This window comes from Francisella salina (genome assembly GCF_000219045.1).
Taxonomy (GTDB): Bacteria; Pseudomonadota; Gammaproteobacteria; order Francisellales; family Francisellaceae; genus Francisella; species Francisella salimarina.
The window spans coordinates 807,214-828,105 of record NC_015696.1 but is presented as its reverse complement, the minus strand read 5'-3'; the positions used below and the strand labels follow the sequence as shown (position 1 = coordinate 828,105).

The window sequence follows — 20,892 nt, the reverse complement described above, 5'->3', positions numbered from 1 at the left end:
ATCATATATGCTAAAATAGCTTAATTAGTTTGATAATTTTTACTAAACAAGTAAGCTTTTGGGTCGAAGTGTGGAACATTTAAAAAGAATATTATACGTTTCTCTTGCTCATATATACTCTAGCCTATTCATTATATATGTACCTTTCATATATCTCAAAAAACTCAAAAGAAGCCTCAAAAATAGTAGCTATAGGCAAAGATGGGGAGAAAGATTTGCTCAAACAAAACTTCGACTAAAGAGTTCAATTTGGATTCATTCAGTATCAGTAGGCGAAACTGTTTCAGCAGAACCTCTAGTGAAAGAGCTCTTAAAAAACTTTCCAAATGAAAATTTTGTTATTACTACTACAACACCTACAGGTAGTGATGTTGTTAAAAATTTGTACAGCAAATACGATAATGTATACCATATGTACATCCCATATGACACAATACCATTCATAAACAGCTTCTTTGTGAAAGTTAATCCTAAGGCTTTCTTGATAATTGAAACTGAAATTTGGCCAAATATTTTAAATAAATGTTTTGCAGAAAATGTTCCCGTAGTTATAACAAACGCAAGACTATCAAGAAGATCGATTAGAAACTACACCAAAATACCATTTGGAAAACATTTCCTATTTAAAAACATAAGTCAAATAAACGCTCAGACTGAAAAAGATGCAAAAAGATTTTGCTCATTAGGTGTTGATAAAGAAAAAATCACAGTAACTGGCAATTTAAAATATAATCTTATCACCCCTGAAAATTTAGAAGATAAGATGCTTAGCATCAAACAAAGCATAAATAGTAGACCAGTATGGATTGCAGGTAGTACTCACCAAGGAGAAGAAGAGATAATACTTGCCGCTCATAAGGAAGTGTTAATCACTTACCCAAACTGCCTATTAATAATAGTACCAAGACATAAAGAACGTTTTCAAAAAGTAGAGAAACTCATTGCAAATGAAGGATTCTCTTACCAAAAAAGATCGTCATCTACCAATGAAATCTTTAACCATACTCAGATATATTTAGGTGATACTATGGGAGAGTTACTTCATCTATACTACATTTCTAACATCACTTTTGTAGGCGGTTCTTTGATAGACAACGGTGGACACAATCTATTAGAACCTGCAGCCCTAACAAAACCAATTATAAGTGGCACAAGTCTCTACAACTTTAGTCAGATATCAAAAGAATTAATTCGCAATAGAGCACTAATACGAGTAAAAACCCATACAGAACTTGCTGAGAGTATAGTTAAGTTACTAGATAATAAAGAATATTCGCAACAAATGTCTCAGGGCTCTCTAAAAACATTTGAAGCTCACAGTGATGTTCTAGAAAAGCAATACAACAATATAGTGAAGTTCTTATGAGTACCACTCCTACACTAGAAAGCTTCAATATTTTTTCAGAAAAGATATTTTCTGAAATTAACTCGCCTTCCGAAAGACTCAAAGAAGCGATGAAATATAGTTTTTTCAGCGGTGGTAAAAGAATACGCGCACAATTTGTATATGCTCTAGGTGAAGCATTGGATATAAGTCTTCAGAACTGTCATAAAGTTGCATTTGCTATAGAGTGCATACATACTTACTCACTTATACATGATGATCTTCCAGCAATGGATAACGATACTTTACGAAGAGGCAAGCCCACGTGTCATATACAATTTAATGAAGCAACAGCGATATTAGCTGGAGATGCATTACAGTCATTAGGTTTTGAAATTCTAAACAATATTGAAGTATCGAACATTGACAAGCTAAAGAAAATAAATATATTTTTTGCAAAATGCTGTGGTCTAGAAGGTATGGTTGGTGGCCAACAATTAGATATAGACGGCGAAAACCAAAGTCTAGAATTAAAAGATTTACAAAAACTGCATATAAACAAAACTGCGAAAATGTTTAGAGCTAGCGTAATAATACCCTACATCATTTCCGAGAATAATAGCAAAGAGATAGAAATCATTTTGACAAGACTTTCTGACTTAATTGGCTTATGTTTTCAAATCAAAGATGATATTTTAGATGTTACAAAATCGACAAAAGAACTTGGTAAAACTAGTGCGAAAGATATTAACGCAAATAAATCCACCTACGTATCTCTAATGGGTCTTGATAAAGCAGGTGATCACTTAAGTCGCAATAAGAGTGAAATCAAAAAACTACTTACTCAATTAAATGAAAGACAACTTTCTACACAAAAGTTAGAAAAACTTATTGAACTAGTTATTCATAGAAACTATTAACTATTTTTGTTACAATTCCGTAATTATTTATTTCATAGTAAATTTAAAAAAATAACAACAATGCAAATAATACAAAAAATTTATGCTTGGCTAGTACACCTATTCACTTCATTAGGTGCAGTATTTGGCATACTCGCTATCATTTTCTCCATAGAAGCTGCTAAAGCCAGTGTGATTAACCAAGTAGATCTTCACCACTATTACATTAAGCTATCAATGTTTAGCATAATCATGGCTATTTTTATTGATTCTATTGATGGTAGCTTGGCCAGATTGGTAGATATAAAAAAATTAGCCCCTCTAGACGGTGCTTTACTTGATAATATTATAGATTTTACAACATACTCCATAGTCCCATGCATTTGGATATATGTCTCAGGGATAGTCTCTCAGGAATGGTTAATTCCAGTAGTAGTAATGATAACGATTTCATCTTCATATCAGTTCTGCCAAACTAATGCCAAAACTGATGACCACTTTTTTGTTGGTTTTCCTAGCTACTGGAATGTAATAGTCATGTACATGCTATGTTTTCAATCTCCATACTGGGTTAACGAGATTGTAATAGTCATTCTTTCGATATTTTCATTTGTACCAATAAAATATATTTACCTATCAAGAACTGAGCATATAAGTACAAATAAGCTTATCAAATCATTTACTTTTATATTTACAATGCTTGCATCAATTTCCACATTCCTAGCAGTGCTAATATATCCTATAAAAACTCCAACTCCTTTTATATCAATAATACTAATTTTCTCTATTTTTTATATATTATTTAGCCTCAAACTTAATATTAAACCAGTAAAAAACTAATCTCTTTAGCGAATAGCTATCCCTTATGGTAATATATTATCTATGGTAAATATTAGTTAATCTACACATGAAAGTATTAAGCCAAGAGGAGCGTCAAAAGCTCTTTGTCGAGAATATATTTCCATACAAACATAAAATCCCTCGTAAAGTATATGAAAAGCAAAAACATCATTTACAAATAGAATTATTAAAGTTTCAAAAATGGGTTAAAGAAAATAATAAAAAAGTTCTAATAATTTTTGAGGGACGAGATGCTGCTGGTAAAGGTGGAACAATAAAAAGAGTTATGGAACACTTAAATCCTCGTGGAGCTAAAGTAATAGCCTTAGAAAAACCCTCTGAAAGAGAAAGAAATCAATGGTATTTCCAAAGATATATCGAACATCTACCATCTGGTGGCGATATAATACTGTTTGATAGATCTTGGTATAATAGAGCTGGTGTTGAACGAGTTATGGGATTCTGTACCGAGAGAGAATATTTTTTATTTCTGGAGCAGGCTCCTCAACTTGAAAAAATGTTAGTTGATAGCGGTACCATAATCATTAAGTTTTGGTTCTCTGTAAGCCAACAAGAACAAAAAGATAGATTTGCAGCTAGAGAAAATCATCCTCTTAAACAATGGAAACTTAGCCCTATTGATAAAGCATCCTTAGATAAGTGGGATGACTATACAGAAGCTAAAGAAAGGATGTTTATATATACAGACAAGCCTTATGCGCCCTGGGTAATTGTGAAGTCTGATGATAAGAAAAGAGCAAGAATAAATGCTATTAGATATATACTAAATAGTATTGATTATGATAACAAAGATCCTGAGGTAGCAATTGCACCAGACCCTCTTATCGTAGGAACATCATCAAAAATATATAAATAACAATAAACTTAAGCAAAATTTCTATTGACTAAACACCATATTTAAAATATAATCTTGACTATAGTTTTGGGCCTATAGCTCAGTTGGTTAGAGCGCCGGACTCATAATCCGTAGGTCGTAGGTTCGAGTCCTACTGGGCCCACCAAACTATAAAATTTATCAAGATATAGTCCCCATACAAATTTAAAAAAATAAAACTCATATCTACAGAAATACTTTTTGCTGTTAAGCAGACTAAACTCTATTTGATTGACTATTTTTTAGGAATCAAAAAGTACAAGAAAATAATAAAATGGAACAAACTCTTTAAAATTAGATATGCCTATCTACAATATAGCTGCCAAATAACTTTGCTTATCTTTTTTTGTAAGTCTAACTTTATGCTCATTCATTAGTGTACCATTAAATGATTTACCTAAAGCTTCCAAAATATCAAGCATGAGTTCATAGCAGGTTTTAACATCATATCCTATATTGGCAAGCTTTCTATAGTTCATTACTGCCACTATCCCATTTACCTCACCTTCATTACTAGCCAAAAATTCTTGACCTTCATTATCAGGCAAAACACTAAAAATAACATCTTTATAGTTTATCTTTTGAAAGACCTTCTCTTCTGTAAATTTAATACCATAATACTTCAAAAATGTTGCTAAATCTTTTACCTGTATAGATTGAGTTCCTTCAAAATAGATTAATAAAAAACCATCCCTCAATAAAGGATACTCACGCTGAACATCCTCGACGCGTGCATTGCTTGGTGAACTTTTAGCTTGACTTATCAGCTCTTGACTATTTGCATGTTCAATATTTGCTAGAATATCTTTTTGTCTAACTCTCAAACTTTTACGGAATAAATCAATTATGATTAAGACCACTAAAATTAAAACTAAAGCCAATATCAATGTCATTTATTTAGTACCTTTGGTGTTTTCATACTCATGTATTATATATTTAAAGATTATAAAAATTAAGATTTTTCTATCATTGTATCCAATACTTCTATGATCTTTTCTTCGGTGTCGACAATCATATCTTCATGAATTTTTTCAAACTCTTGAACTATATAATCATTTCTTTGCTTATCATCAAACAGTCTTTTCAATTCATAAAAAAGATTATCTGCAGTACAATCTTCTTGAATTAGTTCTTTTATTATTTCACTTTTATGCAAAATATTTGGAAAAGCCCAATAACTATGACCACGTATAAGAATTCTACCGATAAATGCTGAAAGTTTAGACAACTTATAACCAACTACCATAGGTAACTTACACAACATAGCCTCTAAGGTTGCTGTACCAGATGCCAATAAACTCAAATCCGAAGCTTTTAACACTTCGTGAGAGTTTGTTTCAAAAACCTCAATTTCCAAGTCTCTAATTTGTGTATCATACTCAGCAAATATTGATCTAAGTGACGGTTTAGCTAATGGCATAATAGCTTTGAATTTATATCCAGATTCCTGTAACTTTTGCAATGCTTCCAAAAATAATGGTAACAGCCTAGTTACTTCAGTAGTTCTACTACCTGGTAATACAGATAGTATTGGCAATCCTACATTTTCAAGACCAAGATGCTCTCTATACTTCGCTCTATCAATCTTGATTGGTATATTTTTAGCAAGCGGATGCCCTACATATATAGCTTCAAAATCATGTCTATTTTTGTAGTATTCCACTTCAAAAGGTAAAATTGCTAAAATCTTATCAGTCGCTTTTCTGATTTTTTTGATACGATACTCTCTCCACACCCATATTTTAGGACTAACATAGTGTATAGTCTTGATACCAGCAGACCTTAGCTTTCTTTCTACGGTTAGGTTAAAGTCAGGTGCATCTATACCAATAAATATATCAGGCTTATTATGTTTAAAGTGATTAATTATCTTTTTACGAATACCTAGTATATTAAGACCTTTTGAAATAATCTCAAAAAAACCAATTAGAGACAAGGCATCCATAGGATATAAGCTCTTAAACCCTTGACTTTCCATTTTAGGGCCACCAATGCCTTCTATTATAGCATCAGGATATTTTTTTCTCAGAGCTTCGACAAGAGTTGCACCCAGCTGATCTCCTGAGAGCTCTCCTGCTACAATACCTATTCTCATTATCTTAGTATGCCTCTACGTGAAGTACTTATCACATCAACGAATGGTTCTAGCACAGGCTCTTCATCTGCCATTTCTTTAATGACTTCAAACGCCTCTTTGATCATCAAGCCCTTTCTATACAGCACTTTATAAACTTCTTTTATTTTCTTTAAGTGCTCTGGAGTAAACCCTCTTCGTTTCAGACCTTCTGTATTTATTCCACAAGGGGTTGCACCTGCTGTTACAGCTGTTACCATTAAGTATGGTGGAACATCTTTTCCAACAAGAGCAGCATGAGCTATAAACGCATGTTTACCAACTCTGCAAAACTGATGAATACCAACATTTGAGCTCAAAATAGCAAAATCATCGACATGGACATGACCTGCAAGACCAACTCCATTTACAAGACTAATATTATTTCCAACTTTGCAATCATGACCTATATGAACATAGCACATAATGAGGTTATTATTTCCAACTGTTGTAATACCTGTCTCTTTTGATGTGCCACCATGTATAGTAACACACTCTCTAATGATATTGTTATCCCCAATAATAACTTGAGAAAAGTCACCCAGTTTATAAGTATAATCAATAGGATCATCACCTATTGATGCATACTGGAAAATACGGTTATTCTTGCCTATTACTGTATTATCTCCAACAGTAACATGACTCTTAAGCTCTGTACCTTCACCTACAACGGCATTCTCTCCAATAACACAGAATGGTCCTATTATAGCACTTTCGGCTATTTTGGCGCTTTCATGTACTACTGCCAAACTATGTATCACAATCAATAATCCTTATATGCTGCCATTAACTCAGCTGAACAAACGACTTGCCCATCAACTTTAGCTACAGACTCCGCCGTGCAGATAATATTTTTCTGCTTAACCATACGTGACTCGATAACCAAAACATCTCCAGGAACGACTGGTCTTTTGACTCTAACCTTATCAATACCCGCCAGCATAAACGTTCTTCTTCCACCACCAGCTTTAGCAACAACATGAGCAAACAGTGTCTCAGCCATCAATTCACCAAGTATAGCAGTTGCCTGAGCCATAGCTTCTACAATTAAAACACCAGGCATGACTGGAAACTCCGGGAAGTGACCATTAAAAAAATCTTCATTTATCGTTACATTTTTATGGGCCACAATAGTTCTATCTTCAATACTCCAATCAACAATCTTATCTAAAAGAGCAAAAGGATACCTATGAGGTAAAATTTTTCTAATCCCCATTACATCTATTTGTTTATTTTTTTCATCAAACTGGCTCATGAATAATCCTTACTTATTTAACTTATCTTCTAATTGTTTTACTTTTTTAATCAAACTGTCGATTTTAGATAATCTCGCTACGAATCGTCCCCATTGAATCCTTGGCTTAGCTTCAAATGCAGCATAATACATTCCAGGTTGAGTAATCGATTTGCCTATGTTAGATGCTCCGCCAATAACTGCATTGTCACATATACTTATATGACCTGTTATAGCAGATTGTCCACCTATCAAACAATTATCACCAATAGTAGTACTCCCAGCTACTGCTGTGACACCTGCCAAGGCAGTATTTCGACCAATAACTACATTATGGGCTATCTGTACCAAATTATCAATACGAGCACCTTTTTTAATAATGGTATCGTCGATAGCTCCCCTATCAACCGTAGTCCCTGAGCCAATCTCAACATCATCCTCTATTACAACTCTTCCTAACTGAGGAATCTTAGTCCAACTACCATCATCATCTCTGGCATTACCAAACCCATCACACCCAATCACTGCATTTTGGTGTATTATACAGTTAGCACCAATTTGAACATCATGAGCAATAGAAACATTACTCTTTATAAAAGTATCACTACCTATTTTAGTACCTTCATCAATAGTGGTGCATGCACCAATAAAAGTATTATCTCCAATAGTAACGTTTTCACCGACAACAGAGTTTGCTCCAATAGTAACATTTTCACCTATAACAGCACTTGAGGCTATTACAGCTTTACTATGTATTTTACCATCTGGCTTTGGTGACTTATCAAACAACTCCATAACTTTAGCCAATGCCATATATGGGTTTGATAAAACAACTGCATTTGTATTACAAAACTCTAAGGCTTCCTCTGTAATTAGCACAGCAGAAGCTTTAGTCTCTGATAGCGCCTTCAAATACTTAGGATTCGTGCAAAAAGAAATATCTCCGACACCTGCTTTCTCTAAAGTAGCTATCCTATTTATTTCAATACTCTTGTCACCCTTAACTTCACCATCTAGTTTCGAGGCCAAAAAATCTAAAGAATACATTCCAAAACTCCCCAAACAATTAAGAGTTCTTATTCATAATTTCAATTACTTGGTTTGATATATCATCAACATTATTTACATAAGCTAGCGCCTGAGTTGTCATAACAATATTATAACCCTTTTGTTTAGCAACTGTTGCTACCGCACTATCAAAAGATGCTTGGAATTTCTTAGATAACTTATCTTTTGCAGCATACTCTTTTTGCTGAAGAACTTGAGCTTTTTGAGCAAAGCTCTGTTGCTCTTGTTGAATCTGCTGCTGCTTCTTCTCCAGCTCAGCTTTTGTCATAGTAGCTGAATTTTCTTGAAGCGTTCTCATTTGTTGCATAATATCATTTTGCTCTTGCTTAAGCTTTGCTGCCTCTGGCTTTAAGTCATTTTCCATTTTCTTTACGCTAACTGATCCCAAATCAGAATCATTGAAGATCTCTACAGGGTTAACTACCGCTATCTTAGTATCTGCATATACTCCCGTCACAGCACTAGCCAAAATGCACAACGATAATACAATTTTTTTCATTTTAAGATCTCCCTTAATTTTTATTATATATTCAATAACAGATTCTAACACAATATTATAGACCTTGTTAAATCGTTTTGGTATTAGATTTCGATAAATATTTTCTAGATTAATTATTTTTTTTAGAAGTTTTGACCAAGTGAGAACTGGAAAACTTGCGTAACATCTCCAGGCTGAACATTAAATGGCTGTGCTATTGATACTGCCAAAGGCCCCATTGGCGAAGCCCATCTAAACTCAACACCCACAGAATATTTAAGGTTAGTAAATGATGGAGTAGTCTCTTGTTTTGGCTGAGGTGCTACAACCCCTTTCAGATCATAAGTAGTATAAGTGTTACCTATGTCAACAAATGCACCTATTCGCATTTTTGAGCTATCTTTGATAAATGGTACTGGAAAAAGTAAGTCATAGTTATTGTAGATATTAAGGTTACCACCAATTGAGTTACCTATTTGACCATTTTGTAAATTTATATCACGCGGACCTAAAGAACCTTGTAGGAAACCACGAACACTTCCCCAACCACCTCCGTAGAAGTTCTCATAAAAAGGTAAGTTATCAGTACCACCATATCCACCACCATACTGCACACCACCCCTGATAGTTAGAGCAGACATATCTGTATTTGGTATAGCTATATTATACTTACCTCCAACTTCAATCTTATAAGCTTCAATATTACTAATAACTGGTATATTGACTGAGCCATTAATATCGAATGAGCCACCATCTGTAGCGAACATATATTTATTAGAATTATCAAAACTCCAACCAGCAGTTAAAGCAGGCTCATTAAAGCTATTTCTCCCACCTTGTTGCTGTATAAACCATTGTACAATTGATGAAGTAAACCCATTAGATTGGTTAACAGTATTATTTGCAAATGTTATACCCGCTGAAACGTTACTAAATGTTGATATTGGCACACCATACATTAGTCTTGCACCGATAGTATCTAATCGATATGCCGCAACCGCATTAGTTTTTGCAAAGTTTGATCTATTAATATAAGCTGAAATACTCTGACTAACTCCAGAAGTAGTAAAATAAGGATCAATATAACTTATATCTAATTGTTGGAATGGAATCGATAACTGCGCATTAAGGTTAAAGGTATTGCCGGTACCAAAAACGTTAGGCATATTAAGCCTACCACCAATCATGAAACCATATAAGTCCGAGAAACCTAAGCTTCCACTAACTGAGTTCGCATTTCTCTCTTTGATATTATAGTTGACATCAACCAAGTCATCAGAGCCCTCTACAGGCACAAGCTCCATATCTGCACCTGCGACGTATGGAAGCTGATCAAGCCTTCTTTGAGACTTATCTATGGCTTCTTTATTATACTGGCTTTGCTCATAGTACTGCAACTGTCTACGAAAAACATAATCATTAGTAACATTATTACCAAAGAAATTAACTCTATTTACGTATACTTTTTTACCGGCATCTACAACAAACTTGAAAGAAACTATACGCTTCTTCTTATCAATTGTCGGAATAGGGTTAACTGTAGCGAATGCATAACCTTTACTTCCCAACAAGGTTTTTATACTCTCAACCGTATCAACAAGCTTACTTTTAGAAAAAACCTCGCCTCGCTTTATTTTTATCAAAGATTCTAACTCAGACTTTGGTAAAATAAATTTTCCGGTCAAAGATACGTCACCAACCTTATATACATCACCTTCTGCGACATCAAGAGTGATATATGAATGCTCTCGATCCTTAGACATTGATGCTTGCTTAGATGTAACTTTAAAATCAAGATAACCTCTATCAAGATAATAATTAGTTACCCCTTGAACAGATTGATTCATACCTTCAGGAGAGTAACTATCAAACGACGACAAAAAGCCCCACAAATTCCATATAGATGGAACTTCGAAGGCCATACTACTATCTAATTCTGAATCATCAAAGTTTTTATTACCTACAAAATTTATAGAATCAATAGTTGCAGGCTTCCCTTCTTTAAAGGTAATGTTTATATCAATCCTATTATTAGGGAGTTTTCTAATATTTTCATCAACCTCTGCACCATATAGGCCCATCATAGAGTATTGATTTAGTAGTGACTGCTTAAGCAAAAACATCGTATTCGGGTTATATACATTACCAACATATATACCCGCATCAGTAAAGACCTTTTCCAGATCTTCTTTTTTAAGTTTTTTATTTCCTGTGAAATTAAAACCAGCAATAATTGGTCTCTCTTTAACATTAATAAAGAGGTTACTACCCTTACGATATAGATCAACACTATTAAAAAATCCTGTACCGTAAAGATTATTAATAATTTGGTTTGTATCTTCTGGAGTGATATAACTACCTTTCTTATAGCCAATTCGGCTCTTTACCACATCACTCTGTAAACCTTCCAAACCTTTTATGGAAACATTGTCTAATATAAAACTGTCATTATCTGCCCAGCTATTTAATGCAATACCCATAAGAAGAGAGGCTAATACAAACTTCTTTCTCAAAAAAAACACTCAATTTACCCCAAAACAGAATCCACATATTCTCGAGTCTTTCTATCTATTTCAAAAACTTCTTCTATATTTGTTGGATTCTCAAAAATCAACTCTTTTGTTACTTTTTTATTTACTTCTATTATATCTAAATACTTAATTCTTTCGTTTAAAAACGCTGCCACCAAAACTTCATTTGCAGCGTTAAAAACAATATTTGCTGAATAATTTTCATTCTTTAAATTATCAAAAACTATTTTCAAAGCCTCGAATCTGTCAAAACAGGCTTCCCTAAAAGTAAGCTCATATTTTGTAAAATCCAATCTATCAACATTAATCGACCCTCTAACTGGGTAATACATTGCGTTTGCTATAGGTGTTCTCATATCTGGTACACCTAATTGCGCTATATAACTACCATCCACATATCTAACCATAGAGTGGATTACACTTTGAGGATGAATCAGAACGCTTATTCTATCAGCTGAAACAGAAAAAAGCCAATATGCCTCGATAACTTCTAGTGCTTTATTTACCATAGTTGAGCAATCAACAGAAATTTTTCTTCCCATTTCCCAATTAGGATGAGCACAAGCCTGAGCAGGTGTGATATCAATCAAATCGCTTAATTCTTTATCCCTAAAAGGCCCACCAGATGCTGTCAAAACTATTTCACTAATTTCTTTAGTATATTTCTTATCCGAGTTGTCAATACATTGAAATATAGCATTATGCTCACTATCCACAGGTATAAGCTGAGCATTATTTTTCTCAACTTCTTCAATTAAAAGATGTCCAGCTGTTACAAGAGACTCCTTATTTGCAAGCAAAATTTTCTTGCCTGCTCTAGCTGCAGCAAAGGTAGGCTTAAGACCTGCTATGCCGACTATAGCAGACATCACCAAATCGACTTCTACCGCACTTGAAACTTCCTCTAAAGCACTTTCACCAACCAAAATAGTAACATCAGATATCAGGGCTTGTAATTGTTGCTTTTTAGGTAAATCCGAAACTACAGCAAATTTTGGTGAAAATTCTTCACATAATCTCGCCAACTTTTCTACATTACTAAAAGCTGATAACGCATAAACCTCAAAGTCATTACTCTCTCTAATTACAGCTAATGTACTATCTCCTATTGAACCTGTAGCACCCAGTATAGTTACCTTTTTCTTTAGCATATTAATTTATTCACTCTGCTCTGTTGCTTCAGAAATTTCTACATTATCACTATCAACTTCATCATCTTTTTTGACTACTTTTAGACTTATAAGCCTTTCATTATTCCTAAGATTAATAAGTCTAACACCCTGAGCAGAACGGCCACATTCTCTAACTTGATCAGATGAAGTCCTAACCAGAGTTCCATTATCGGTAATCATGACTATATCTTCATCATTACCAACCAAAACAGCAACAACAACTTTACCATTTCTATCAGAGGTTGATATAGCTATTACACCTTGACTAGCTCTTTTAGTTCTACGATATTCTGATACTGCAGTACGTTTACCATAACCATTCTCAGTTGCTGCCAAGACAACGCCTTCATCAGGATTCGTTACGATCATAGAGACTATTTTTTGATCAGCATGTAAACGCATACCAGTTACACCAGCAGCCGAGCGCCCCATAGCTCTAACATCTGACTCACCAAAACGAATTGCCTTACCCGCATCTGAGAACATCATAATTTCCTTAGAACCGTCTGTAAGAGCAACATATGACAGTTCATCACCGTCATTTAATCCAATTGCTATCTTACCTGTAGAGCGAGGTCTCGCAAACTCTGATAAATCAACTTTTTTAACCCTACCAAGCTTAGTTGACATAAACACATACCAACCTTCTGTAAACTCAGAAATTGGCATTAAAGCGGTTATTCTTTCATTCTTATCAAGTGGTAAAATATTATTAATAGGTCGACCTTTAGAAATTCTACTTGCTACAGGGAAATCATATACTTTTGACCAGTACACTCGGCCCAAACTAGAGAAACAAAGCATTGTGTCATGAGTCGAAGCAAGCATTAATTTAAAGATACTATCTTCTTCTTTAGTCTTAGTTGCAGACTTACCAACACCACCACGTTTTTGAGCATTATACATACTAAGCGGTTGAGTTTTAACATAACCATCCATTGACAAAGTCACAACCATGTCTTCTTCTGCTATAAGATCTTCTCTTGTAAGATCAAGTCTTGATTCTATAATCTCAGACTTCCTTGTATCACCGTAGTTATCTCTGATTTCAACAAGCTCCTCTTTCACAACACGAATCAGCTCATTCACATCACTCAAGATACCTATTAGATACTTAATTCTTTCAATAAGTTCTTTAAACTCGTTAGTAATTTTATCCTGTTCTAAACCTGTTAATCTATGCAATCTTAAAGCAAGTATTGCCTCAGCCTGCTCTTCTGTAAGATTGTAAGAGCTATCAACTTGAATGCCATAGTAAGATGCTAATGTTTCTTTACGATACATCTTAACATCAACTCCCTCAAGCATACTCTTAACCATAGAACCATTCCATGATCTAGCAAGCATTGACTCTTTTGCATCGGCAGGACTTGGAGAAGCCTTAATAAGCTCAATCATCTCATCAATATTAGCCAACGAAAGCAATAAGCCTTCTAATATATGCGCACGTTCCTTTGATTTTCTTAACTCAAAAATTGTTCTTCTTGTAACAACTTCTTTTCTGTGTTTAATGAACTGCTCTAATATTTCCTTAAGATTAAGTAACTTAGGTCTATTGTCGCTTAGTGCCACCATATTTATACCAAAACTACACTGTAGCTGAGTTTGAGCATATAAAGTATTTAAAACAACTTCTGGAGACTCATCTCTCTTAAGGTCAATAACAACCCTAATACCATCTTTATCCGATTCATCTCTTAATTCAGATATACCTGTTACCTTTTTATCTTTTACAAGTTCCGCTATTTTTTCAACTAGTTTGGCTTTGTTAACCTGATATGGTATTTCTGTAACCACAATCTGAGACTTACCAGAAGCTTCATCTTCATGAATATAAGCTTTGGCACGCATAATAACGCGCCCACGACCAGTCTTATACGCCTCCAAGATACCATCAGTACCATTTATGTAAGACCCAGTAGGAAAATCTGGTGCAGGAATATATTGAATCAAATCCTCTATAGTTAATTTTGAATCATCAATCAAAGCTATAGTACCATTAATAACCTCTGTCATATTGTGCGGAGGAATATTTGTCGCCATACCCACAGCAATACCTGATGACCCATTGACTAAAAGATTTGGAACTCTAGTCGGTAAAACATCAGGAACCAATTCTGTATTATCATAGTTTGGAGAAAAATCTACAGTTTCTTTTTCTATATCAATCAAAAGCTCATGCGTCAGCTTCTGCATTCTAATCTCAGTATAACGCATAGCTGCAGGAGAATCGCCATCTACAGAACCAAAGTTACCTTGCCCATCTACCAACGTATAACGTAGAGAAAATGGCTGAGCCATTCTAACGATAGTATCGTATACCGCAGTATCACCATGTGGATGATACTTACCTATCACATCACCGACAACCCTAGCAGACTTCTTATATGGTCTATTGTAATAATTAGACAACTCATTCATTGCAAAAAGCACTCGGCGGTGAACTGGCTTCAAACCATCTCTCACATCTGGCAAGGCACGACCAACGATCACACTCATTGCATAATCAAGATATGATTGTTTAAGTTCTTTCTCTATATTTATAGATGATGATTCTTTAGTAGGTATAGACATTACTTATCGCTTATTACAAAGATAAAACATATAGCCGATATTCTAACACATTCAATAGCAAAAAGCACTCTTTAGAGACCGTACTAAGCCTAAGCAAGAACCAAACACTTACGTAGTAACATTATCCAAACAACATCTATCAAATTTTGATAAGGACTATCAATATATGATAAATTAGCAACTCTAATTTTAATATATAATATGTCCACAAAATTCCAAACATGAAATATTACATTCTTTTGAGGAGATTACTAAATATGAAAAAAATTATCATAAGCTCAATATTAGCATCACTGGCACTACCAGTAGCATCACTAGCAAACACATCGCTCAAAGAAGGCGAAGTTGCTTATCACAACACATTCCCCTTCAGCAAGTCAGCAACTTACGATATTTTTACTACAAATACTGAATACGCAAATACTGTAATAATGTCTAATACCATTGCTGGTGTTATGTACGGATATTTAATTAAACAAAAATATCCTGACATGAAATTCAACAAAGATTACTTATATGGCTCATTAATCGGACAGCTAATGCAAGAATCAGACATGACAACTCAGATTAACAAAGATTTTAAACCAAATGATCCTGATCAGTTAATTCAGAATGAAACTTATGCCAATATTCTTTTATCAAAAGGACAAGGTGGTCCTTATCAAATCAATGACTATTCAAAAAGGTTACCAGGAGTAGGACAAGAAGGATCACTTGGTCTAGTAAACTACAACTCTATTGCAAAGGTTCTAGGCTACTCTATCGAAGATCAGGATAGTGGTAAGCAAACTGACAGCCAAGGACCCAAAGCTTTAGACAATATATATGCAGGACCAATGATTACGACATTCTATCATTTCAATGATATCAACAGGATGAATATTAATGCTTCTAATGACTGGTTTGTGTATCACCAACAATGGAAAGACTGTTTAGCTAACTCACAAAAAAGTGATGCTAGTGGCTTAAACTTCCCATTTGTTATGAATGTTGTATACAATGCTGGTTCATACAGTCCAGTACTTAAAACATACCTAAATATTTGTGCAAACGGATCTACAGATTCAAAAGAATACAAAAATATGAACAACTGGATGTTAGACACAATCACTTATCAAACTAAAGTAGGTGCTGAAAAGCCTAATGATGGTGAAGCAACATACTATCGCTACCCTAGACAAGTATCTTTCTATATTAATCAGATATTTAATAACAACAATGCAAAGCTAGAAAAAACTGAACTTCAAGTCAACAATGAAGTAATATTCAAAATTGAAAGGCTTAAAGCAGTATTTGGAATGGTAATGCACAAACTATCCTATAGAAATAGCAATGATGAACTTCAATATATTAATATTTCAGATGCTAATACAGCTTTTGATCAAGCCATAAAGCAACTAAAAATAACAGAAACTGAACTAAGCTTCTCAAATACTCCTAAGACAAAAAATCAACAGAGACTAGTAATCTATAAAATCATCAACAAAGCCATTGCCAATTTAGCAAAAAATGACAACATAGATTTCACAGCAATATATGACAAGCAGCCTGGTCCTGGACCACAACCTGGCCCAACACCAAAGCCACAGTATAAGTATCCTGATGGTATTGGTGAATATGTAGCTGGTACAGTTGTTAGCGCAGGTGATAGCACATACCAGTGTAAAGTTGCAAACTGGTGTAACGATTCCACATATTCTCCAGTAGGTGATTACTCTGACTCAGCATGGCAAAATCTAAATCCTCAACCAACTCCTCCAGTTCCAGAAGGTGACTGGGATCCTAAGAAAACATATGTTGAAGGTGATTTTGCAAAAGTGAATGGAATAAATTACAAATCTAATTTTTGGAATAAAAATAAAAATCCAGAAGATAATAACTGTGAGTACGGTTGCCCTTGGACAAAACAGTAACTTTAAAACTCAAAATATCTCTTAAACATAAAAAGCTTTAACACCCAAATAACTTTCATTACTAGCAACACACAGCACTAAAATGATATACTTTGAGAAAGCTTATTAGCAAATAAACTTAAATTTAAGGGAAATGACTTTTATGAAAAAGATACTAGTAGCATTAACAGCTATAATAACCCTAATATCATACGGATTTTGCGACGATGTAAAACAAAAATGTAAAATCGAATCATGCGAACTTAGCATAACTCATGCAGAAGTAAAAGAAACCAAAGGCAATAATACAGCTATAAAAATGCACATTAAGAATAGCGGTAATGAAACTGTTGATATTATCGCAGCATATTCGCCAGTGGACACCCAAACACAACTTCACCATTTTGTAACAGTCGGCAATAAACGTGTAATGAAGCAAATCAAGACAATTGAAATATATCCTCATAATAGTGTTGATCTGTCATATCAAGAGTTACATGTAATGCTAATAGGCCTTAAACAAAAAATCACAAAAGGTCAAAAAATACCTGTGATGCTAATCTTAGAAGATGGTAGCACACTTTCAACAACCGCAATAGTCGACTAATTTTCCCCTTATAATTTCCAATCTACAGGATTGAGACCTTTTGAAGTCAAATATTGATTAGCTTTCACAAAATGATTACAACCTTCAAATCCTCTATATACAGATAGAGGCGATGGATGTGATGATTCAAGAATTAAGTGCTTAGTATCATCAATAAGATTTTTTTTCTTACGAGCATGTGAGCCCCACAGCATAAACACAACATTTGGCTTATTGTTAGATATCTTTTGAATTACAGCATCTGTAAAAATCTCCCAACCAATATCTTTATGTGAATTAGCCTTATGAGCTTCTACCGTAAGTGTCGTGTTTAGCAGAAATACTCCTTGCTTTGCCCAATTTATCAGACAACCATGCTCAGGAATCTTAAATTCTGCGATACTGCGCTCTAATTCTTTGCAAATATTACGTAGTGATGGTGGGGTATCAACTCCTTCCTGCACAGAAAAAGCAAGTCCATGGGCTTGATTATAATTATGATAAGGATCCTGCCCCAAAATTACGACCTTTAAATCATCTAGCTCGGTATACTTAAAAGCACTAAATACATTTTCTTTTGTAGGAAAAATAATTTTACCAACAGATGTTTCACTAGTCAAAAACTCTAATATTTTTTTAAAATAAGGTTTCTGCTTTTCTTCTGCTAAGATATCTGACCAATTCATTTCTTATATTCTATAAATTCTATAACTTATAAAATTATAACAAAATGAAAATACAGTAAGATAAAAATATAAGATTAATATTTAATTAGAGAGGTTTATTTTTTCTTCTTTTGAGGAGGAAGATCTGTTGCAGTACCTTCAAACACTTCCGTAGCCATCATCAAGCTCTCAGATAGAGTTGGATGTGGATGTACTGTAAGAGCTATATCTTCAGCATCACAGCCCATTTCAATAGCAAGTGCAGCTTCAGAAATAAGCTCTCCAGCATTAGTACCAACGATAGAAGCACCGATAATCTTATGATTCTCATCAAATAGAACCTTAGTCATACCCTCTGATCTATCGATACTTAGGGATCTACCACTAGCAGCCCAAGGGAATACACCTTTCTCATACTTGATACCTTTTGCTTTTGCAGAAGTCTCTGTCTCACCAACCCAAGCAACTTCAGGGTCAGTATAAGCAACTGAAGGAATTACTAACGGATCAAAACTATGGTTCAGACCAGAAATAACTTCTGCAGCTGTTCTCCCTTCCGGCACTGCTTTATGAGCAAGCATAGGCTGACCAACAATGTCTCCGATTGCGTAGATATGCGGTACGTTTGTACGAAGCTGTTTATCCACTGCAATAAAACCTCTTTCATCAACATTTACACCAGCTTTCTCAGCATCGATAAGCTTACCGTTAGGCTTACGACCTATAGCCATAAGAACCCTATCATAACGCTCATCTTTTGCTGGATGATCACCTTCCATAGTTACATAGATACCATCTTTTTTAGCTTCCATAGCTGTAACACCTGTTTTCAAGCGAACATCATACTGACTATTCACTTTTTGGTATGCTTTAACCAAGTCCTTATCCACACCATTCATAAGTTGATCAGCGAATTCCACTACAGTGATCTTTGTACCAAGTTCAGAGTAAACTTGCGCCATCTCAAGACCGATGATACCACCACCCACTACAAGCATAGTTTCAGGGATCTCTTTCATCTCAAGAGCACCAGTAGAGTCGATAATTCTGTCATCTTCAGGCACAAACGGTAAGTTTATAACACTTGACCCAGCAGCGATAATACAATTATCAAATGCAATTTTTGTAACCTTACCATCTACAGCTTCTACAGCCAGCTCTTTATCAGAAGTAAATTTACCATAACCCTGTACGATTTTTACTTTACGCATCTGAGCCATGCCTTTTAAACCACCAGTAAGCTTACCGATCACACCATCTTTATATTTCAATAGATTTTCTCTATTAATATTAAGACCACCCATCTCGATTATACCTAGAGACTCTAAGTGGCGAGCTTCATTGATAACTTTAGCAATATGCAACATAGCTTTTGAAGGGATACACCCAACATTTAGACACACACCTCCAATCTCAGCGTATCTCTCAACCAAAACCACTTCTAGACCTAAATCTGCAGCCCTAAATGCCGCACTATACCCACCAGGACCACTACCTAGCACTACTAATTGTGTTTTAATATCACTCATTTTAAAACTCCGTATTTACATTATGATTTCACGTAAATCAGATAAAATCTGACTATATCTTGTCAAGAACTTAGCAGCTAGTGCACCATCAATAACCCTATGATCTGCTGACATAGATAGTGGCAACATAGTTCTAGGTTCAAATTCTTTACCATTCCAAATTGGTTTAACAGCTGTCTTAGATACACCCATAATAGCAACTTCAGGCATATTTATAATTGGTGTAAATGCTGTAGTACCTAACACGCCGATACTTGAAATAGTAAATGTAGCACCAGACATATCCTTAGACCCCAATTTACCATCACGAGCCTTACCAGCTAGCTCCATAATATCTTTTGATATTTCTATAATACCTTTCTTATCAGCATCCTTGATAACTGGAACCATAAGACCAGCTGGAGTATCTGCAGCAAAACCAATATTGTAATATTTCTTCAATATTAAATTCTCACCATCATTTGATAATGAGCTGTTCATTCTTGGGAACTCTTGTAGAGCTACAGCAGCAGCTTTTACCAAGAATGATAATGGAGTAATCTTAACACCCATTTTCTCAGCAAAACCTTTTTTAGCTTTTCTAAACTCTTCAAGATCTGTAACATCCGCATCATCGTAGAAAGTTACATGAGGAATTTTTACCCAGTTTCTATGTAAGTTTTTCGCACTGATTTTATTGATGCGAGTTAGAGGCTGAGTTTCAATCTCACCAAATTTAGAGAAATCAACAACTGGATCATCCAAAAGATCCAAACCACTTCCACTTGCAGCAACTTTACCAGTCTGGACTTGTGTTACAGCATGCTTGATATAATTATAACAGTCTTCTTTCGTTACACGACCCTTACGACCAGTTGCTTTGACCTTACTTAAATCAACATTCAAGATTCTGGCTAGTTTTCTAACCGCTGGTGAAGCGTGAGCATTAGAGTTATCTACCGCATACTCATTTACGCTACTTTGCGCTACTGGTGCAGGAGCTAGTTTTGCCGATTCTTGCTTAGGCGCTTCAGATTTAGCCACTTGACTAGGAGCTGCAGCAGGAGCTGAACCTTGTGTTTTGACTTTAAGAATTAGAGTACCTTGAGCAAC

General features: G+C 34.7%; 17 protein-coding genes, 1 tRNA gene and 1 pseudogene. 7 read left to right on the top strand and 12 right to left on the bottom strand.

Going from position 1 to position 20,892, the window contains the following annotated elements; genetic code table 11:
• The first annotated feature begins 70 nt into the window (after positions 1-70).
• From waaA to F7308_RS03985, 5 genes are all read left to right on the top strand, one after another.
• Positions 71-1,366, top strand: coding sequence for a lipid IV(A) 3-deoxy-D-manno-octulosonic acid transferase (gene waaA / locus F7308_RS04005; protein ID WP_013922568.1), 1,296 nt, complete (start codon positions 71-73; stop codon positions 1,364-1,366).
• The gene (locus F7308_RS04000; protein ID WP_013922567.1) at positions 1,363-2,244 is read left to right on the top strand and encodes a polyprenyl synthetase family protein; all 882 of its coding nucleotides are present in this window, start codon (positions 1,363-1,365) and stop codon (positions 2,242-2,244) included. Before waaA ends, F7308_RS04000 begins: the two co-directional genes overlap by 4 nt.
• 60 nt (positions 2,245-2,304) lie before the next feature.
• Positions 2,305-3,063 carry a CDP-alcohol phosphatidyltransferase family protein gene (locus F7308_RS03995; protein ID WP_013922566.1) on the top strand — a complete coding sequence of 253 codons (759 nt, stop codon included), beginning with the start codon at positions 2,305-2,307 and terminating at the stop codon, positions 3,061-3,063.
• 67 nt (positions 3,064-3,130) lie between these two features.
• Positions 3,131-3,940 carry a polyphosphate kinase 2 gene (gene ppk2, locus F7308_RS03990; RefSeq protein ID WP_004287226.1) on the top strand — a complete coding sequence of 270 codons (810 nt, stop codon included), beginning with the start codon at positions 3,131-3,133 and terminating at the stop codon, positions 3,938-3,940.
• 68 nt (positions 3,941-4,008) lie between these two features.
• Positions 4,009-4,085, top strand: a tRNA-Ile gene (locus F7308_RS03985).
• A 181-nt stretch (positions 4,086-4,266) separates the two neighbouring features.
• Here the strand turns inward: F7308_RS03985 and F7308_RS03980 are convergent.
• The 9 genes from F7308_RS03980 to gyrA form a co-directional block, all read right to left on the bottom strand.
• Entirely contained in the window at positions 4,267-4,851 is a 585-nt protein-coding gene (locus tag F7308_RS03980) for a cell division protein ZipA C-terminal FtsZ-binding domain-containing protein (RefSeq protein ID WP_013922565.1), read from the bottom strand.
• Between the two features lie 59 nt (positions 4,852-4,910).
• Positions 4,911-6,053, bottom strand: a complete 1,143-nt coding sequence (gene lpxB, locus F7308_RS03975) for a lipid-A-disaccharide synthase (RefSeq protein ID WP_013922564.1) — start codon at positions 6,051-6,053, stop codon at positions 4,911-4,913.
• Positions 6,053-6,832, bottom strand: a complete 780-nt coding sequence (gene lpxA / locus F7308_RS03970; protein WP_013922563.1) for an acyl-ACP--UDP-N-acetylglucosamine O-acyltransferase — start codon at positions 6,830-6,832, stop codon at positions 6,053-6,055. The genes lpxB and lpxA overlap by 1 nt, the downstream gene beginning before the upstream one ends.
• A 2-nt stretch (positions 6,833-6,834) precedes the next feature.
• Positions 6,835-7,326, bottom strand: coding sequence for a 3-hydroxyacyl-ACP dehydratase FabZ (gene fabZ / locus F7308_RS03965; protein ID WP_013922562.1), 492 nt, complete (start codon positions 7,324-7,326; stop codon positions 6,835-6,837).
• A 9-nt stretch (positions 7,327-7,335) separates the two neighbouring features.
• Positions 7,336-8,352, bottom strand: coding sequence for a UDP-3-O-(3-hydroxymyristoyl)glucosamine N-acyltransferase (gene lpxD / locus F7308_RS03960; RefSeq protein WP_013922561.1), 1,017 nt, complete (start codon positions 8,350-8,352; stop codon positions 7,336-7,338).
• 19 nt (positions 8,353-8,371) lie between these two features.
• Positions 8,372-8,872: an OmpH family outer membrane protein gene (locus tag F7308_RS03955; protein ID WP_013922560.1), complete on the bottom strand. Its 501-nt coding sequence runs from the start codon at positions 8,870-8,872 to the stop codon at positions 8,372-8,374.
• A gap of 122 nt (positions 8,873-8,994) precedes the next feature.
• The gene (gene bamA, locus F7308_RS03950) at positions 8,995-11,373 is read right to left on the bottom strand and encodes an outer membrane protein assembly factor BamA (RefSeq protein WP_013922559.1); all 2,379 of its coding nucleotides are present in this window, start codon (positions 11,371-11,373) and stop codon (positions 8,995-8,997) included.
• A gap of 5 nt (positions 11,374-11,378) precedes the next feature.
• Positions 11,379-12,533: a 1-deoxy-D-xylulose-5-phosphate reductoisomerase gene (dxr, locus tag F7308_RS03945; protein WP_013922558.1), complete on the bottom strand. Its 1,155-nt coding sequence runs from the start codon at positions 12,531-12,533 to the stop codon at positions 11,379-11,381.
• Positions 12,534-12,539: 6 nt separating this feature from the next.
• Positions 12,540-15,128, bottom strand: coding sequence for a DNA gyrase subunit A (gyrA, locus tag F7308_RS03940; protein ID WP_013922557.1), 2,589 nt, complete (start codon positions 15,126-15,128; stop codon positions 12,540-12,542).
• A 257-nt stretch (positions 15,129-15,385) separates the two neighbouring features.
• On the opposite strand from gyrA, the gene F7308_RS03935 reads away from it, so the two are divergent.
• The gene (locus F7308_RS03935) at positions 15,386-17,041 is read left to right on the top strand and encodes a chitin-binding protein (protein WP_013922555.1); all 1,656 of its coding nucleotides are present in this window, start codon (positions 15,386-15,388) and stop codon (positions 17,039-17,041) included.
• A 142-nt stretch (positions 17,042-17,183) separates the two neighbouring features.
• Positions 17,184-17,627, top strand: a complete 444-nt coding sequence (locus F7308_RS03930) for a copper chaperone PCu(A)C (RefSeq protein ID WP_013922554.1) — start codon at positions 17,184-17,186, stop codon at positions 17,625-17,627.
• An 8-nt stretch (positions 17,628-17,635) separates the two neighbouring features.
• Here F7308_RS03930 and ung read toward each other — a convergent pair whose 3' ends face one another.
• From ung to F7308_RS10480, 3 genes and pseudogenes are all read right to left on the bottom strand, one after another.
• Positions 17,636-18,292, bottom strand: a complete 657-nt coding sequence (gene ung, locus F7308_RS03925) for a uracil-DNA glycosylase (protein WP_013922553.1) — start codon at positions 18,290-18,292, stop codon at positions 17,636-17,638.
• A gap of 95 nt (positions 18,293-18,387) precedes the next feature.
• Positions 18,388-19,800, bottom strand: coding sequence for a dihydrolipoyl dehydrogenase (gene lpdA, locus F7308_RS03920; protein WP_013922552.1), 1,413 nt, complete (start codon positions 19,798-19,800; stop codon positions 18,388-18,390).
• Positions 19,801-19,815: 15 nt separating this feature from the next.
• Positions 19,816-20,784: pseudogene (locus tag F7308_RS10480) on the bottom strand (2-oxo acid dehydrogenase subunit E2); the annotation flags it as partial.
• Positions 20,785-20,892 lie beyond the last annotated feature (108 nt).

What these genes read in the sequence shown, in the direction of transcription:
- F7308_RS04000 (WP_013922567.1), top strand. Translation starts at nt 1,363, where the DNA reads ATGAGTACCACTCCTACACTAGAAAGCTTCAATATTTTTTCAGAAAAG.
- F7308_RS03995 (WP_013922566.1), top strand. Translation starts at nt 2,305, where the DNA reads ATGCAAATAATACAAAAAATTTATGCTTGGCTAGTACACCTATTCACT.
- ppk2 (WP_004287226.1), top strand. Translation starts at nt 3,131, where the DNA reads ATGAAAGTATTAAGCCAAGAGGAGCGTCAAAAGCTCTTTGTCGAGAAT.
- F7308_RS03980 (WP_013922565.1), bottom strand. Translation starts at nt 4,851, where the DNA reads ATGACATTGATATTGGCTTTAGTTTTAATTTTAGTGGTCTTAATCATA.
- lpxB (WP_013922564.1), bottom strand. Translation starts at nt 6,053, where the DNA reads ATGAGAATAGGTATTGTAGCAGGAGAGCTCTCAGGAGATCAGCTGGGT.
- fabZ (WP_013922562.1), bottom strand. Translation starts at nt 7,326, where the DNA reads ATGAGCCAGTTTGATGAAAAAAATAAACAAATAGATGTAATGGGGATT.
- lpxD (WP_013922561.1), bottom strand. Translation starts at nt 8,352, where the DNA reads ATGTATTCTTTAGATTTTTTGGCCTCGAAACTAGATGGTGAAGTTAAG.
- F7308_RS03955 (WP_013922560.1), bottom strand. Translation starts at nt 8,872, where the DNA reads ATGAAAAAAATTGTATTATCGTTGTGCATTTTGGCTAGTGCTGTGACG.
- dxr (WP_013922558.1), bottom strand. Translation starts at nt 12,533, where the DNA reads ATGCTAAAGAAAAAGGTAACTATACTGGGTGCTACAGGTTCAATAGGA.
- gyrA (WP_013922557.1), bottom strand. Translation starts at nt 15,128, where the DNA reads ATGTCTATACCTACTAAAGAATCATCATCTATAAATATAGAGAAAGAA.
- F7308_RS03935 (WP_013922555.1), top strand. Translation starts at nt 15,386, where the DNA reads ATGAAAAAAATTATCATAAGCTCAATATTAGCATCACTGGCACTACCA.
- F7308_RS03930 (WP_013922554.1), top strand. Translation starts at nt 17,184, where the DNA reads ATGAAAAAGATACTAGTAGCATTAACAGCTATAATAACCCTAATATCA.
- ung (WP_013922553.1), bottom strand. Translation starts at nt 18,292, where the DNA reads ATGAATTGGTCAGATATCTTAGCAGAAGAAAAGCAGAAACCTTATTTT.
- lpdA (WP_013922552.1), bottom strand. Translation starts at nt 19,800, where the DNA reads ATGAGTGATATTAAAACACAATTAGTAGTGCTAGGTAGTGGTCCTGGT.